General features: G+C 66.4%; 13 protein-coding genes and 1 pseudogene. 4 read left to right on the top strand and 10 right to left on the bottom strand.

Annotation, left to right across the window (positions count from 1 at the left end; genetic code table 11):
- Window positions 1-12 precede the first annotated feature (12 nt).
- The 3 genes and pseudogenes from LMF57_RS18595 to LMF57_RS18585 form a co-directional block, all read right to left on the bottom strand.
- Window positions 13-1,073 (bottom strand): annotated as a pseudogene (locus tag LMF57_RS18595) (PDDEXK nuclease domain-containing protein).
- A 19-nt stretch (window positions 1,074-1,092) separates the two neighbouring features.
- On the bottom strand, window positions 1,093-1,320 hold the full coding sequence (locus tag LMF57_RS18590; RefSeq protein ID WP_033832409.1) for a hypothetical protein: 228 nt from the start codon (window positions 1,318-1,320) through the stop codon (window positions 1,093-1,095).
- Window positions 1,321-1,859: 539 nt separating this feature from the next.
- Complete coding sequence (locus LMF57_RS18585; protein WP_049467584.1) at window positions 1,860-2,354, bottom strand: MarR family winged helix-turn-helix transcriptional regulator; 495 nt, start codon at window positions 2,352-2,354, stop codon at window positions 1,860-1,862.
- Window positions 2,355-2,483: 129 nt separating this feature from the next.
- Between LMF57_RS18585 and hppD the strand changes: the two genes are divergently transcribed.
- Together hppD and hmgA are read left to right on the top strand one after the other, a co-directional pair.
- Window positions 2,484-3,596, top strand: a complete 1,113-nt coding sequence (gene hppD, locus LMF57_RS18580; protein WP_170919610.1) for a 4-hydroxyphenylpyruvate dioxygenase — start codon at window positions 2,484-2,486, stop codon at window positions 3,594-3,596.
- Window positions 3,597-3,674: 78 nt separating this feature from the next.
- Window positions 3,675-4,973 carry a homogentisate 1,2-dioxygenase gene (gene hmgA, locus LMF57_RS18575; protein ID WP_033832408.1) on the top strand — a complete coding sequence of 433 codons (1,299 nt, stop codon included), beginning with the start codon at window positions 3,675-3,677 and terminating at the stop codon, window positions 4,971-4,973.
- A gap of 165 nt (window positions 4,974-5,138) precedes the next feature.
- On the opposite strand, the gene LMF57_RS18570 is transcribed toward hmgA, so the two are convergent.
- On the bottom strand, window positions 5,139-5,675 hold the full coding sequence (locus LMF57_RS18570; protein ID WP_229290366.1) for a hypothetical protein: 537 nt from the start codon (window positions 5,673-5,675) through the stop codon (window positions 5,139-5,141).
- 124 nt (window positions 5,676-5,799) lie between these two features.
- Between LMF57_RS18570 and LMF57_RS18565 the strand changes: the two genes are divergently transcribed.
- Window positions 5,800-6,441, top strand: a complete 642-nt coding sequence (locus tag LMF57_RS18565) for a hypothetical protein (RefSeq protein WP_229290365.1) — start codon at window positions 5,800-5,802, stop codon at window positions 6,439-6,441.
- Window positions 6,442-6,514: 73 nt separating this feature from the next.
- On the top strand, window positions 6,515-7,474 hold the full coding sequence (locus LMF57_RS18560) for a sodium:calcium antiporter (protein WP_229290364.1): 960 nt from the start codon (window positions 6,515-6,517) through the stop codon (window positions 7,472-7,474).
- A gap of 108 nt (window positions 7,475-7,582) precedes the next feature.
- Here LMF57_RS18560 and LMF57_RS18555 read toward each other — a convergent pair whose 3' ends face one another.
- From LMF57_RS18555 to LMF57_RS18530, 6 genes are read right to left on the bottom strand one after another with little or no spacing between them, the layout of a single operon-like run.
- Complete coding sequence (locus LMF57_RS18555) at window positions 7,583-7,969, bottom strand: Na+/H+ antiporter subunit G (RefSeq protein WP_025874597.1); 387 nt, start codon at window positions 7,967-7,969, stop codon at window positions 7,583-7,585.
- Window positions 7,966-8,250: a K+/H+ antiporter subunit F gene (locus tag LMF57_RS18550; RefSeq protein WP_025874598.1), complete on the bottom strand. Its 285-nt coding sequence runs from the start codon at window positions 8,248-8,250 to the stop codon at window positions 7,966-7,968. The genes LMF57_RS18555 and LMF57_RS18550 overlap by 4 nt, the downstream gene beginning before the upstream one ends.
- Complete coding sequence (locus tag LMF57_RS18545; RefSeq protein ID WP_117311600.1) at window positions 8,247-8,753, bottom strand: Na+/H+ antiporter subunit E; 507 nt, start codon at window positions 8,751-8,753, stop codon at window positions 8,247-8,249. The genes LMF57_RS18550 and LMF57_RS18545 overlap by 4 nt, the downstream gene beginning before the upstream one ends.
- Complete coding sequence (locus LMF57_RS18540; protein ID WP_208081540.1) at window positions 8,750-10,285, bottom strand: monovalent cation/H+ antiporter subunit D; 1,536 nt, start codon at window positions 10,283-10,285, stop codon at window positions 8,750-8,752. Before LMF57_RS18540 ends, LMF57_RS18545 begins: the two co-directional genes overlap by 4 nt.
- Entirely contained in the window at window positions 10,282-10,659 is a 378-nt protein-coding gene (locus tag LMF57_RS18535; RefSeq protein ID WP_025874601.1) for a Na+/H+ antiporter subunit C, read from the bottom strand. The genes LMF57_RS18540 and LMF57_RS18535 overlap by 4 nt, the downstream gene beginning before the upstream one ends.
- Window positions 10,659-13,487, bottom strand: a complete 2,829-nt coding sequence (locus LMF57_RS18530) for a monovalent cation/H+ antiporter subunit A (protein WP_208081541.1) — start codon at window positions 13,485-13,487, stop codon at window positions 10,659-10,661. Before LMF57_RS18530 ends, LMF57_RS18535 begins: the two co-directional genes overlap by 1 nt.
- Window positions 13,488-13,728 lie beyond the last annotated feature (241 nt).

Genomic DNA, 13,728 nt, shown 5'->3' with positions numbered 1-13,728 from the left:
GCTGAGTGGAGGCTAGGGATCGATGTCTTCAGCAGTGAGTTCCATGCGTTGCCGGGCACGCTCGGTGGCGGCCTGCAGTCGTTGCTTGAGGACTTCCCGGGAGGGAAGGGAGGTCAGGTACTCCGCCACATGGATGCCTGAGCGGTCCAGCTCCAGCAACTCGATCTGGCCTGCCTTCTTGCCTGTGCAAAGGATGATGCCCAGCGGCGCCTCTTCCCCTTCCTCTCGTTCATAACGATCCAGCCAACGCAGATAGAGCTCCATCTGGCCCTTGTACGCTGGCTTGAAGTCACCGATCTTCAATTCGACAGCCACCAGCCTGCGCAGGCGGCGGTTGTAGAACAACAGGTCGAGATGGAAGTCATCGTCGTCGATCTGGATGCGTTTCTGGCGGGCGACGAAACTGAAGCCTGCCCCGAGTTCAAGCAGGAACCCCTGCATTTCACGCAGGATGGCGCCTTCCAGTTCCTGTTCGTCCCAGCAGTCCTTCAACCCGAGAAAATCCAGTACGTGCGGGTTGCGCAGGACCAGGCCCGGGGAGAGCTGCTGGTTCCTGCGCAACGCCGACAGCTCATTGGCGATTGTCTGTTCGGGCTGGCTGGAGAGTGCTGTGCGTTCGTACAGCATCGAATCGATGCGCTGGCGCAACATGCGGACACTCCAGCCTTCCGTGCTGGCCATCTGGGCGTAGAAGTCGCGTTTGAGTGGATCAGACAGCGGAATCAGCGCGATGAAATGGGTCCAGCTCAATTGTCGTAGCAGTGATACGACAATCTGCTCGTCGGCAAATGCGATGGAGAACTGCACCATCCTGCGCAGGCTTTTTTCACCGAACGAGCCGCCGAACTCGGTAGACAGCGTCCTGGCGATGCGCTTGAACAGGACCTCCCATAGCGTGTCCTATGTCCACCCATCTGATCGACATGGATGCGACGTCCTATACGCCAGTGAAGCAGCGTCAGTTCGGCATTGACGGTCCTGACCATCCCGGCGCGGGCCGTGGATATCAGTGTCCGGATATCAGCCAGCAGGTCGTTGGTATGCGACAGGGTGGAGCGCGGTGTGTCATCCATGAGGTGCTTTCCAGCAGGTTCAGGGCTCGGCAATCACCCGCAACGCACTGGCATAGCCCTTGGCGAGACTGGTCAGGTCAAGCAGCCGGTTCAACGACAGCAGCAGGCCTGGCTGGCAGGCCTTCAGGCGATGATGCTCAAGCCAGGCCTCGGTGACGGTTTCCAATGTGGCCAAGGCCTCATCGATGCGCTGCAGGTCGGCATCGCGGTCGATGGGCCCGGTGGTGGGGTGATGGGGGCGTGTCATGGCGAAGCTCCGTAGCGGGCCGCCGGGAAGGCGGCAGGCGATGCGTGGTTGAAAGACCGCTCAAACGCGAAAACGGTGGGCACCAGGCCCCACGCACCGCCCGCCATAAGGCAGACCCGGCTGCAGAATGGCGCCCACCGTAAGATGGGCACCATGGGTGCAGCGTCGTTACGCGTTTGAGTGACGGGCTTTCAACCCCGGCAGCGGTGCTCCGCTGCGCGCCTACCCTCGGACCGATGGGACCGGTAGTCCAATAGGCAATGCCACTCGATACGCGAATGTCGATACAGCCGCTCTGTCGGTCAGGACTCTACCGGCCCGATGCCGAAACATCAGGTGGTAAACGCGACACGTTGAGTCGAACCCGGCCGAAAGACCGTTCGTCGGCGGGCCATGAACGCCGCGCGTTGCACGTCATCAATGGCCTGCGCCGGATCCCTCACGGCGCAGCCCGCGACATCATCCACGCGTGGCGTGGATCCATGTGTCGACCAAGGTCGACACCTACCAAGGGCGGCGAGGGCGCCGCCCCGAAGGGGTCAGACCCCTTCGCCCATCCGCTCCAGGCCATCGCCGGCCAGGCGCAGGATCAGTTTCTCCAGCACCTGCTCCTCTTCCTCGCTCAGCACCGACATCAACTTGCGGGTGATCTCGATCACCATCGGCGCGATCGTCTCGTATACCTCGAACCCCGCCGCCGACAGCGCCAGCACCGAACGGCGGCGGTCATCGCCATGCGTCTCACGCTTGATGAAACCGCGCTCCAGCAGGCGGGCCACCGCGCGGCTGACCGCCACCTTGTCCATCGCCGTGCGGTCGGAGACCTCGCTGGCCGACGACCCGGGGTACAGCGCCAGGATGGTGATCACCCGCCACTCCGGAATGGCCAGGCCATAGCGGTCGCCGTACAGCTTGGCGATGTTGCCGCTGACCCGGTTGGACAGCACGCTCAGCCGGTACGGCAGGAACTGTTCCAGGTCGAGCAGGACGTGGGAGGCACGCAGGCGGGTGGAAACGGGATCGGCGGGGCTCATGTTGCGGTGCACCTTGCTGGTGGTTTCAAGTGTAACTATAAGTGTTGGGTCCGTACCCTGCATTCTCGCCGGGTCCAACCCCGCCCGCACCTGGTTTGTGCCGATGCGGCACCGATTCGGAGCCACGCCATGAATACCGCAGTCCCGTCCGCCTCGCATCCCAACCCCGGCATGCAGGTCACCACCTTCGAAAACCCGATGGGCATCGACGGCTTCGAGTTCGTCGAATTCGCCGCACCGGCCGGCCGTGGTGCCGAGCTGCACGAGTACTTCCGCAAGATGGGCTTCAGCGCGGTGCTCAAGCACAAGCAGCGTCCGATTACCGTCTATCGCCAGGGCGACGTCAACTTCCTGGTCAATGAAGACCCCGATTCGTTCGCCGCCGACTTCGCTGAAAAGCACGGCCCGTGCGCCTGCGGCTTCGCCATCCGCTTCAAGAAGCCGGGCGCGGAGGTCTACCAGACCGCGCTGGGCAATGGCGCCGAAGCCATCGCCTTCAAGCCGGAGAGCAAGGCGGTCAACGCCCCGGTCATCAAGGGCATCGGTGACTGCATGCTGTACCTGGTGGACCGCTACGGCGATGCCGGCAGCATCTTCGATGGCGACTACGAGCTGATCGCCGGCGCCGAGCTGCGCCCGAAGGGCTTCGGCCTGACCTTCATCGACCACCTGACCCACAACCTGTACTTCGGCAACATGCAGCAGTGGTCGGACTATTACGAGCGCCTGTTCAACTTCCGCGAGATCCGCTACTTCGACATCAAGGGCCTGAAGACCGGCCTGGTGTCCAAGGCGATGACCGCGCCGGATGGCATCGTGCGCATTCCGCTGAACGAATCGTCCGACCCGAAGAGCCAGATCAACGAGTACCTGGATGCGTACAAGGGCGAGGGCATCCAGCACATCGCCTGCTTCACCGAGAACATCTACGAAACGGTCGAAGCCATGCGCGCGCAGGGCGTGGATTTCCTCGACACGCCGGAGACCTACTTCGATGTGATCGACCAGCGCGTGCCCAACCACGGTGAGGATGTCGCCCGCCTGGCGAAGAACAAGATCCTGATCGACGCCGACCCGGAAACCCACCAGCGCAAGCTGCTGCAGATCTTCACCCAGAACTGCATCGGCCCGATCTTCTTCGAGATCATCCAGCGCAAGGGCAACGAAGGCTTCGGCGAAGGCAACTTCACCGCGCTGTTCGAGAGCATCGAACGCGACCAGATCCGCCGCGGCGTGCTGTAAGGTTTCCACAACGGCACCTTCTCCACCGGTAGCGCCGGGCCATGCCCGGCGGCTTTCCCCAGGCTTCCAGGAACCCCCATGTCTTCCTCCATCACCGCCCGCGGCTACCAGTCCGGTTTCGGCAACGAGTTCGCCAGCGAGGCCGTGCCCGGTGCGCTGCCCGTCGGCCAGAACTCGCCGCAGAAGGTGGCCCATGGCCTGTATGCCGAGCAGCTGACCGGTACCGCATTCACCGCACCGCGCGGCAGCAATCGCCGCAGCTGGCTGTACCGGATCCGTCCGGCGGTTACCCACGGCGAGTTCACTCCCTTCGCGCAATCGCAGCTGCAGTGCGATTTCAGTGCACAGCCGGCTTCGCCGAACCAGCTGCGCTGGAGCCCGCTGCCGCTGCCGGAACTGCCCACCGATTTCGTCGAAGGCCTGTACACCATGGGCGGCAACGGTTCGCCCGACGCGCATGCCGGTGTCGGCATCCATCTGTACGCAGCCAACCGTGACATGGTCGGCCGCTACTTCTACGACGCCGACGGCGAACTGCTGATCGTGCCGCAGCTGGGCAGCCTGCGCCTGCTGACCGAGCTGGGCGTGATCGAGATCGAACCGCAGCAGATCGCGGTGATTCCGCGCGGCGTGCGCTTCCGCGTCGAACTGCCGGATGGCCCGAGCCGCGGCTACATCTGCGAGAACTTCGGCGCACTGCTGAAGCTGCCCGACCTGGGCCCGATCGGTTCCAACGGCCTGGCCAATCCGCGCGATTTCGAGACCCCGCATGCCGCGTTCGAAGACGTCGACGGTGATTTCGAACTGATTGCCAAGTTCGACGGCCGCCTGTGGCGTGCGCCGATCAATCATTCGCCGCTGGACGTGGTGGCTTGGCATGGCAACTACGCGCCATACCGCTATGATCTGCGCCGCTTCAACACCATCGGCTCGATCAGCCACGACCACCCGGATCCGTCGATCTTCCTGGTGCTCCACTCGCCCAGCGACACTCCGGGCACCAGCAACATGGACTTTGCGATCTTCCCGCCGCGCTGGCTGGTGGCGCAGAACACGTTCCGTCCGCCGTGGTTCCACCGCAACATCGCCAGCGAGTTCATGGGCCTGGTGCATGGTGCCTACGATGCCAAGGCCGAAGGCTTCGTGCCGGGCGGTGCGTCGCTGCACAACTGCATGAGCGGCCACGGTCCGGATGCCCCGACCTTCGACAAGGCCTCCAATGCGGACCTGTCCAAGCCGGATGTGATCAAGGACACCATGGCCTTCATGTTCGAGACCCGCGGGGTGATCCGCCCGACCGCGCAGGCGCTGGCAGCAAGCCACCGGCAGGGCGATTACCAGCAGTGCTGGAACGGCCTGCGCAACAATTTCCGTTGATCGTCCGCATCCACGCATGTCGTGGATCTACCGGGAAGCGCGATACCGCATCCACGCATGGCGTGGATCTACCGGAAAGCGCGATACCGCGTGCACGCGTGACGTGGATCCATCCGGGCACGTGATGTAGTAGATCCACGCCATGCGTGGATGCTGTTCACCGGTTCAGGCAATGGCCGCGAACGCGCTGCAATGCTCCACCGGCAGCGCCTCCATCAGCCGCTGCCGCACGCGCTGGCAGTACCCTTCCGAGGTCAGCGCCGGCAGCACCTGCAGCGCCGATTGCATCACCCGCAGCACCTCGCCTTCGGCGCGCGCCTGCTGCAGGTCGCGGAACAGCGCCGCTGCGTTGGGATGCCGCTGCATCTCCAGGATTCCCAGCACATAGATGCGCGCGGCGACCAGCGAGCGGCGGCGCTCGACCGGTGCGGCGGACGCTGCGGCGACTGACGGCGCCAGCGGAGCCGGCATCGCAACCGGCGCAGGTTGCGTGGAGGCGGGGGCGTCCGCAGCGGTCACCAGATATCCGCCCTGGATCAGCTGGATCACCATCGCTGCCGCGTCCTGCCCAAGCAGTGCGGTCAGTTCGGCGATGCTGCGCTGGCCATCACACAGGATCAGCAGCCGTCGCTGGCGCATGTCCAGCGGTGCGCGGTGGGCCTGCAGCGCGGTTCGGGCGAGGTCGGTCTTGCGCGGTTGCATGGGGAGGACAGCCAAGTCGGTGCTCGCCCAGCCTGAATGAGGGCGATGAAACCGCGATGACAATGCAGCGCCTGCACGCCGGCTGCGGTAGCGTGCACCCACCCTGTGCCAAGGATCCGCACCGATGAAGCATCTCCCGATGGCCGGCCTGCTGCTGTTGTCGTTGGCCGCCTGCAACCGTAGTCCCGACACCGCCGCACCGGCAGCGCCGCCCGCCACCGCACCGGCGAAGGATGCCTCCGTTCCCGCCGACGCCGATCTGGCCACCGCTTCGCCGGTGGATCCGCGCAGCGACAGCCCGGCACGCCTGGATGGCTTCGGCGGCGCCACGCTGGGCGCAGGCATCGCCGAGGTCCGCAGTGGCTTCGGCACCCCCTTGCAGGGTCTGGGTACCGACGCCACGGGCAAGCCGCTGCCTGCCGACGATGCCAATGAAGGCTGCTACTTCCTGCGCCCGCAGGGGGCCGAAGACCCGCGCCTGATGTTCGAAGCGCGCAAGCTGGTCCGCTACGACGTACGCAGCCCGTCCATCGTCGCTCCCGGTGGCGGCCGGGTCGGCATGACCCTGGGCGAGCTGCAGGTGCTCTATCCCGAGCGCGCCGACGTCGGTCCTGACAAGTACGACGACAAGGCCCAGCACCTGCGCGTGCGCCCGGCGCAGGAGGGTGCGGCGATCATCGATTTCGCCCTCGGCGCTGACGGCAAGGTCAGCGCCTGGCGGGTCGGCAGGACCCCGCAGGTGGACTACGCAGAAGGCTGCGGCTGATCGGCCGTCCTCGGCTCACCCGCCGCGGGTGGGCCGAGCGTAGAATCGCGCCACGACCGCTGGGGAGCACCCGATGATCGCTATTGCCATTGCCTGGTTCCTGCTCGGCCTGCTGTTGCTGGCCCTGGGTGGGGACTCCATCGTCAAAGCCGTGTCCGGCCTGGCGCAGCGTTTCGGCGCCAGTGCATTCACCGCAGGCCTGCTGTTGCTGGGCATCACCACCTCGCTGCCGGAGCTGGCGGTCAACGCCCGCGCGCTGGTGGTGGGCCAGCCGGAGCTGGCCTTGGGCAATGCCGTCGGCAGCAGCGTGGTCAACCTCGGCCTGACCCTGGCGGTGGCCGCGATGGTGGCGCCGTTGCTGCTGCGCGCGCGCCTGCAGGCCGTGCTGTGGTGGGGGCTGCTGGCCGCGGGCCTGCTGCTGATAGTGTTCGGACTCGATGGCCGCCTGCTGCGCTGGGAGGCCGGCGTGCTGGTGGCCGGGTTCGTGGTGGTGCAGTTGCTGCTGCTGCGTCGCGGACGCCATGAGGGCGCCGAAGTACAGGCGATCATTGCCGAGTCCGCCCTGAGCCGCACCAGCCTGCCGTTGAACGTGCTGCGCCTGCTGGTTGCCGCACTGGCGTTGTATTGGGGCGCGCGCCTGGTGGTCGGTGCCGCCGCTGATTTCGGCGCCGCGCTGGGCTGGACGCCGCTGCTGGTGGGTCTGCTGCCGGTGGCGATCGGCACTGCGTTGCCGGAGGTGGCGGCCGCGGTCGCGGCAGCACGCCGTGGTCACGGCGACATGGTGCTGGGCCACGTGCTCGGCTCCAGCGTGGTCAACCTGATGCTGGTGATCGGTGCGATGGGGCTGCTGCAGCCGCTGGCGTTGCCAGCCTCGTTCGTGCGCCTGGAACTGCCGGCGGTGCTGGCCTTCGCACTGGTGCTGTACCCGATGCTGCGCGGCGACCTGCGCATCAGCCGCATCGAAGGTGCGGTGCTGCTGGGCGCGTTCGTGGCCTGGCTGGGGCTGGAAATCGCGCTGGTCACACCGGTCTGAGGTAGTCCCGGCCGCTGGCCGGCAACCTCGGCGAACTCGCAGCCAGGCATGGCCTGGCTCTACTGGCGGTTATCCGGGGTCGTGCAGACCAACGGTCGGCACCCACCGTCAACGCGCGGTGGTTTCCTCTTCCCGCTCCGGTTCCGGCGGGGGCAGCTGCTCGTCTTCGGCACGCTCGTTGCCCGGCAGGCTGGGGCGCGTTTCCATCAGCAGCGACAGCGCGGCCTTGGCCATCAGGTGCGCGCTGATCGGTGCGGTGATGAACAGGAACACGGTGATCAGCAGCTCGCGCGGCTGCGGGTCCTGGCCCAGGAAGATGTGGTAGCACACCGAGCACACCAGCACGCAGCCCACGCCCAGCGTGCTGGCCTTGGTCGGTGCGTGCAGGCGCTTGAAGAAGGTGGACAGCTTCACCAGGCCCAGCGCGCCGACCAGGATGAAGAAGCAGCCGAACAGCAGCAGGATCGACAGCGCGATCTGGATGAAGGTGATCATTCGACGATGTCCCGGCGCAGCACGAACTTGCTCAGCACCACGGTGCTGCCGAAGCCGAGCATGGCGATGATCAGGGCCGCCTCGAAGTAGATCGCCGAATTGAGGTACATGCCGAACAGCATCAGCTCGGCGATGGCGGTCACCGACAGCGTATCCAGTGCAAGGATGCGGTCGGGCACGGTCGGCCCGCGCAGCAGGCGCCAGGTGGCCAGCAGCATGGCCAGGCCGACCACGTGCATGCACACCACCAGGGTGGTCTGGATGATCTGGAATCCAGTCATGGGAAGATCTCCATCAACGGGGCTTCATAACGGCGCTTGATCGTATCGATCAGCTCCTGCGGGTCGTCCAGGTGCAGCACGTGCACCAGCAGGAATTTGCGGTCGTCGCTGAGGGCAGCCGACACCGTGCCGGGGGTCAGGGTGATCATGCTGGTCAGCGCGGCGATGCCGTGGATGTTGGCGATGTCCAGCGGCAGCCAGATGAAACCAGGGTGGATGTTCTTTTCCGGGCCCAGTACCTGGATGGCCACGCGGATGTTGGACATCAGGATGTCCCACAGGGTCACCAACAGCAGCTTCGGCAGCGGCCGCAGGGTGCCGATGCGGGCGAACTCGCGGTCCAGGCGCGCGGCGAACAGCGGAATGACCACGCCCAGCAGCAGGCCCAGCAGGAACTGGCCGAGCGTGAAGCTGTCGGACATCAACAGCCAGAACACCACCACCATCACGCTCAGCGCGGGTGAGGGCAGCAGGCGGCGGATCGGGGAACGCTTGGCGGTCATGGCTGGCGGATCTCCGGCGTGGTCGCGCGCAGCTGCTGCACGTAGTCGCCCGGCTGCAGCAGCTGGGTGGCGATGGCGTCGGTGTGCTGCATCAGCGGGGCAGCGAACAAGGTCATGCCGATGCCGTAGGCCAGCAGGGCGCAGGCGGCAAACAGCTCCACACGGCGCAGTGGTGCCTTGCGCGATGGCGGTGCATCGGGATCGGGCAGCGGCACGCGCCAGAACAGGCGGATGCCGCCGCGGGTCAGGCCCATGATGACCAGCAGGCTGCTGACCAGCACGGCGGTCCACACCGCGCCGGTGTACTGCGCCGGCATGCCGGCCAACAGCGCGGCCTTGGCCAGGAAGCCGGACAGCGGCGGCAGGCCGGCCACCGACACCGCTGCGATCAGGAACAGCACGGCCGGGGTCTCCTTGCCGGGCATCGGTGCGATCACTTCCTTGCGGTCGCTGGCGCCGCCACGGCGGCGTCGGATCAGGTCGGCGACCAGGAACAGTGCGGCGGCGACGAAGCTGCTGTGCGGCAGGTAGTACAGGCCGGCCGACAGCACCTCAGGCGTGCCCACCGAGAAGGCGATGAACAACGTGGCCGCCGAGACGATCACCAGATACGAAATCAGCACGCGCAGGCGCGCGGCGGCCAACGCGCCCAGGCCGCCCAGCACCAGCGTCGCTACGCCGGCCCACAGCAGCCAGTCGCGGCCGTAGCCGGCCATCGCCCCCGCATCCTCGCCAAACCACAGCATCTGGATGCGCAGCACGGCATACAGGCCCACCTTGGTCATGATCGCAAACAGTGCCGCCACCGCAGCCGGTGCACGCGCATACGATTCGGGCAGCCACAGGTACAGCGGCATCAGCGCGGCCTTGGCACAGAACACCAGCAGCAACAGGCCCATGGTCGCCTTCACCAGGGTCAGCTGCGCAGGCGGCACTTCGGCGATGCGCTGCGAGAGCTCGGCCATGTTCAATGAACCCAGCGAGGCGTACAGCAGGCCCAGTGCGATCAGGAACAGGGTCGAGGCGGTGACGTTGAACACCACGTAGTGCAGGCCGATGCGCATGCGCAGGCCACGGCCGCCACTGAGCAGCAGGCCGTAGGAGGCGATCAGCATCACCTCGAAGAATACGAACAGGTTGAAGATGTCGCCGGTCAGGAAGGCGCCGTTGAGGCCGACCAGCTGGAACTGGAACAGCGCATGGAAGTGCGGCGCGCGCCGGTCCCAACCCGAACACGCATGCAGCAGGCAGGGGATGGCCAGCAGCAGGGTGGTCAGCAGCATCCACGCCGACAGCCGGTCGGCCACCAGTGCGATGCCCAGGCGCGACGGCCAGTCACCCAGCAGGTACACGCGGATGTCGCCGCCAGCGGTGTCGGCGAACAACAGCCCGACCACCACCGCCAGCGCGCCCAGCGCGGTCCACGCCACGGCGCGCTGCACCTTCGGCCCATAGCGGCGGTGTTCAACGAACAGCGACAGCGCAGCGCCGAGCAGCGGTACCAGGATCGGCAGGATCACCAGATGATTCATGCGCGGTCCTCGCCCCGGCGCGGCGGTGCATCGTCATCCGGCTCGTGCGCGTCCACGTGGTCACTGTGGTTGTCGCTGCGGCTGCGCATGGCCAGCACGATGCTGACGGCGGTCATTGCAAAGGCAATGACGATGGCGGTCAGCACCAGCGCCTGTGGAAGCGGGTCGGTGTAGTTGCCCAGGTGGCTCTCCACGCCTTCCTGCAGCACCGGCGCCTTGCCCTGCACCACGCGGCCGCCGGCGAAGATCAGCAGGTTGGTGGCGTAGGACAGGAAGGTCATGCCGAGGATCACATCGAAGCTGCGCGCGCGCAGCAGCAGGTAGATGCCGATGGCGGTCAGCACGCCGATCGCAGAGGCCAGGGCCAGTTCCATCAGTGCATTTCCCCCGTTCGTGCCGAGCGGCGTTGCAGGTCGATCTCGCCCTTGCGCGCGGTGCGCGTCCGCGAGGGTTTGACGGTGGCCATCATCGACAGCATCAGCATCGCGCCACCGAACACCACCAGGTACACGCCGATATCAAAACCAATCGCGCTGGCCAGCGGTACATCGCCGATCAACGGCAGGTGCAGGTCCAGGTGGCCGCTGGTCAGGAACGGCACGCCGAACAGCATCGACGCGGCGCCACTGAGGATGGCGATCAGCAGGCCGATGCCGATGCAGCGGATGTAGTCGAAGCCGAAGCGTGACTCCACCGAGGCGGTGCCCTGGATCACGTACTGGATCAGCAGCGGCACCGCCAGCACCAGGCCGGCGATGAAGCCGCCGCCCGGCGCGTTGTGGCCGCGCAGGAACAGGAAGATGGAGACCGTCAGGGTCAGCGGGAACATGATCTGGGCCAGATCGGCCGGCACCGGCAGCTTGATCGGCGGACCGGGCATGATCTGCTCCGGCGCCATCCGCGTGCGACGCAGCAGCGCGTGCACGACCAGTGCGGCAATGCCGAACACGGTGATCTCGCCGAAGGTATCGAAGCCGCGGAAGTCGACCAGGATCACGTTGACCACGTTCTGGCCGTATGCCTCGGGCAGGGCGCGGGCAAGCAGCTCGCCGGCCATGGTGTTCGGCGGCAGGGTCATCGCGCTGTAGGCCAGCGCGCCCAGGCCCGCACCGGCCAAGATAGCGATCAGCGCATCACGGCGCTTGCGCCAGCGTGGCCGCTCCGGGCCGGACTGTGCCGGCAGGTAGTTCATGCCCAGCAGCATCAGCACCAGGGTCACCATCTCCACCAGCAGCTGGGTCAGCGCCAGGTCCGGTGCGGACAGGAACACGAAGGTCAGCGCCACCATCAGGCCGACGCCGCCGACCAGCAGCACGGCCAGCAGGCGCTGCTTGTACATGCGCAGGGTCGCCACCGCGCAGGACATCATCACCAGCCACAACGCCCAGCCCAGCAGCGGTATCGGCTGCGGTCCGGTCCATTCCGGCGAGGCCGGGTTGGCGATGTAGGGCGCGGCGGCGACCACGATCGCCACCAGCACCAGGCCCAGCAGCATGCGCTGCAGGCTGCCGTTGGCGATGCCGGCGGTCAACCGCTGCGCACCGGCCGACAGCAGGTCCAGCTGGTGGTGGAAGACGTTGCGTCCCGGCGTGGTGTTGGTTACCGCGTGCAGATCGATCAGCTTGCGCAGGCCGAAGTAGAGGAGCACGCCACCAACCACGCCAGCGGCGCTCATCGCCAGCGGCAGGTTGAAGCCATGCCAGATCGACAGGTTGTATTCGGGCATCGCGCTGCCGAGGATCGAGGCGGCTGCCGCGTGCAATACCGGGGCCACGGTCACGGCCGGGGCGATACCCACCGCCACGCAGATCACCACCAGGATCTCCACCGGCACCTTCATCCAGCGCGGCGGTTCGTGCGGCACGCGGTCCAGGCCATGCGGGCCCTTGCCGAAGAACGTGTCGTGCACGAAGCGCAGGCTGTAGGCCACGCCGAACACACCGGCCAGCAGCGCGGCGATCGACACCGCCGTGCGCATGGTGTCGGTGCCGCCCGCCGAAAGCGCTTCGGCGAACAGCATTTCCTTGGACAGGAAGCCATTGAGCAGCGGGATGCCGGCCATCGCCAGCGAGGCGATGATCGCCAGCGCGCTGGTGAACGGCATCAGCCTGCGCAGGCCACCCAGCTTGCGCATGTCACGGGTGCCGGTCTCGTGGTCGATGATGCCGGCGGCCATGAACAGCGAGGCCTTGAAGGTGGCGTGGTTGATGATGTGGAACACGCCGGCGACCACCGCCATCGGCGTGGACAGGCCGAACAGCAGGGTGATCAGGCCCAGGTGCGAGATCGTCGAATAGGCCAGCAGGCCCTTCAGGTCATGCTGGAAGATCGCGTTCCAGGCACCGATCAGCAGGGTGATCGCACCGATGCCGCTGACCGTGTAGAAGAACAGATCGCTGCCGGCCAATGCCGGATGCAGGCGCGCCAGCAGGAACACCCCCGCCTTCACCATGGTGGCCGAGTGCAGGTAGGCCGACACCGGGGTGGGCGCGGCCATCGCGTGCGGCAGCCAGAAGTGGAACGGGAACTGCGCGCTCTTGGTGAAGATGCCCGCCAGCACCAGGAACAGGGCATAGGGGTACAGCGCGCTGGCGCGGATCTGCTCGCCAGCGGCCAGCACCACGTCCAGGTCGAAGCTGCCGACGATGCGGCCGATCAGCAGCACGCCGGCCAGCAGTGCCAGGCCGCCACCGCCGGTGATCACCAGCGCCATCCGCGCGCCCTCGCGCGCGTCCTGGCGGTGCGACCAGAAACCGATCAGCAGGAACGAGCTGATGCTGGTCATTTCCCAGAAGACCATCAGCAGCAACAGGTTGCCCGACAGCACCATGCCCAGCATGGCGCCCATGAACAGCAACAGGTAGGTATAGAAGCGGTGCGCGTTGTCCTGGCTGCTGAGGTAGTAGCGCGCATACAGCACCACCAGCGCGCCGATGCCCAGCACCAGCCCCGCGAACATCCAGGCCAGGCCATCCAGGCGCAGGGTGAAGTCCAGGCCGATCTGCGGCAGCCACGGCACCATCGTGCGCACCACTTGGCCATCAAGCACCGATGGGGTCAGCCAGGCGAGGATCGCCAGCCCGCCCAACGGCGCCAGCGCCGCCAGCCAGGCAGCAGTCGAGCGCGAACTACGGGGGAAGGCTGCGACAGCCACTGCCATCAGGAACGGCAGGGCCAGCAGCAGGGGCAGGCTGGGGAGCATGCAGGGAATCCATGATTCACGAGCAGGTCAGGGAGCATAACAGGCTGCCAAATGTCGCCGAAACCCATTGAACAGCGATCAATTGCATGTAACGTGCGCTGATTCATTTTTTCTGCGATGCAGCATGCCGCGCGGATGACCCATCAGGACCCGTCGGGCAGGTCCACCCTACGCCCACGCAGGGACAGCGCAGCCCCTGTCGCACAGGGACCGCCGCCGCTGGGCGGGGCAAGGTGAGGAG

Origin of the sequence: Stenotrophomonas sp. SI-NJAU-1 (genome assembly GCF_020883215.1) — a bacterium.
In the GTDB taxonomy this organism is placed as follows: domain Bacteria; phylum Pseudomonadota; class Gammaproteobacteria; order Xanthomonadales; family Xanthomonadaceae; genus Stenotrophomonas; species Stenotrophomonas indicatrix.
The sequence above is the reverse complement of the archived record's forward strand: the minus strand, read 5'-3'. Positions and strand labels throughout refer to the sequence as shown.

Bases quoted from the DNA above. Each gene is read 5' to 3' on its own strand.
- LMF57_RS18590 (WP_033832409.1), bottom strand. From the start codon at position 1,320: ATGACACGCCCCCATCACCCCACCACCGGGCCCATCGACCGCGATGCC.
- LMF57_RS18585 (WP_049467584.1), bottom strand. From the start codon at position 2,354: ATGAGCCCCGCCGATCCCGTTTCCACCCGCCTGCGTGCCTCCCACGTC.
- hppD (WP_170919610.1), top strand. From the start codon at position 2,484: ATGAATACCGCAGTCCCGTCCGCCTCGCATCCCAACCCCGGCATGCAG.
- hmgA (WP_033832408.1), top strand. From the start codon at position 3,675: ATGTCTTCCTCCATCACCGCCCGCGGCTACCAGTCCGGTTTCGGCAAC.
- LMF57_RS18570 (WP_229290366.1), bottom strand. From the start codon at position 5,675: ATGCAACCGCGCAAGACCGACCTCGCCCGAACCGCGCTGCAGGCCCAC.
- LMF57_RS18565 (WP_229290365.1), top strand. From the start codon at position 5,800: ATGAAGCATCTCCCGATGGCCGGCCTGCTGCTGTTGTCGTTGGCCGCC.
- LMF57_RS18560 (WP_229290364.1), top strand. From the start codon at position 6,515: ATGATCGCTATTGCCATTGCCTGGTTCCTGCTCGGCCTGCTGTTGCTG.
- LMF57_RS18555 (WP_025874597.1), bottom strand. From the start codon at position 7,969: ATGATCACCTTCATCCAGATCGCGCTGTCGATCCTGCTGCTGTTCGGC.
- LMF57_RS18550 (WP_025874598.1), bottom strand. From the start codon at position 8,250: ATGACTGGATTCCAGATCATCCAGACCACCCTGGTGGTGTGCATGCAC.
- LMF57_RS18545 (WP_117311600.1), bottom strand. From the start codon at position 8,753: ATGACCGCCAAGCGTTCCCCGATCCGCCGCCTGCTGCCCTCACCCGCG.
- LMF57_RS18540 (WP_208081540.1), bottom strand. From the start codon at position 10,285: ATGAATCATCTGGTGATCCTGCCGATCCTGGTACCGCTGCTCGGCGCT.
- LMF57_RS18535 (WP_025874601.1), bottom strand. From the start codon at position 10,659: ATGGAACTGGCCCTGGCCTCTGCGATCGGCGTGCTGACCGCCATCGGC.
- LMF57_RS18530 (WP_208081541.1), bottom strand. From the start codon at position 13,487: ATGCTCCCCAGCCTGCCCCTGCTGCTGGCCCTGCCGTTCCTGATGGCA.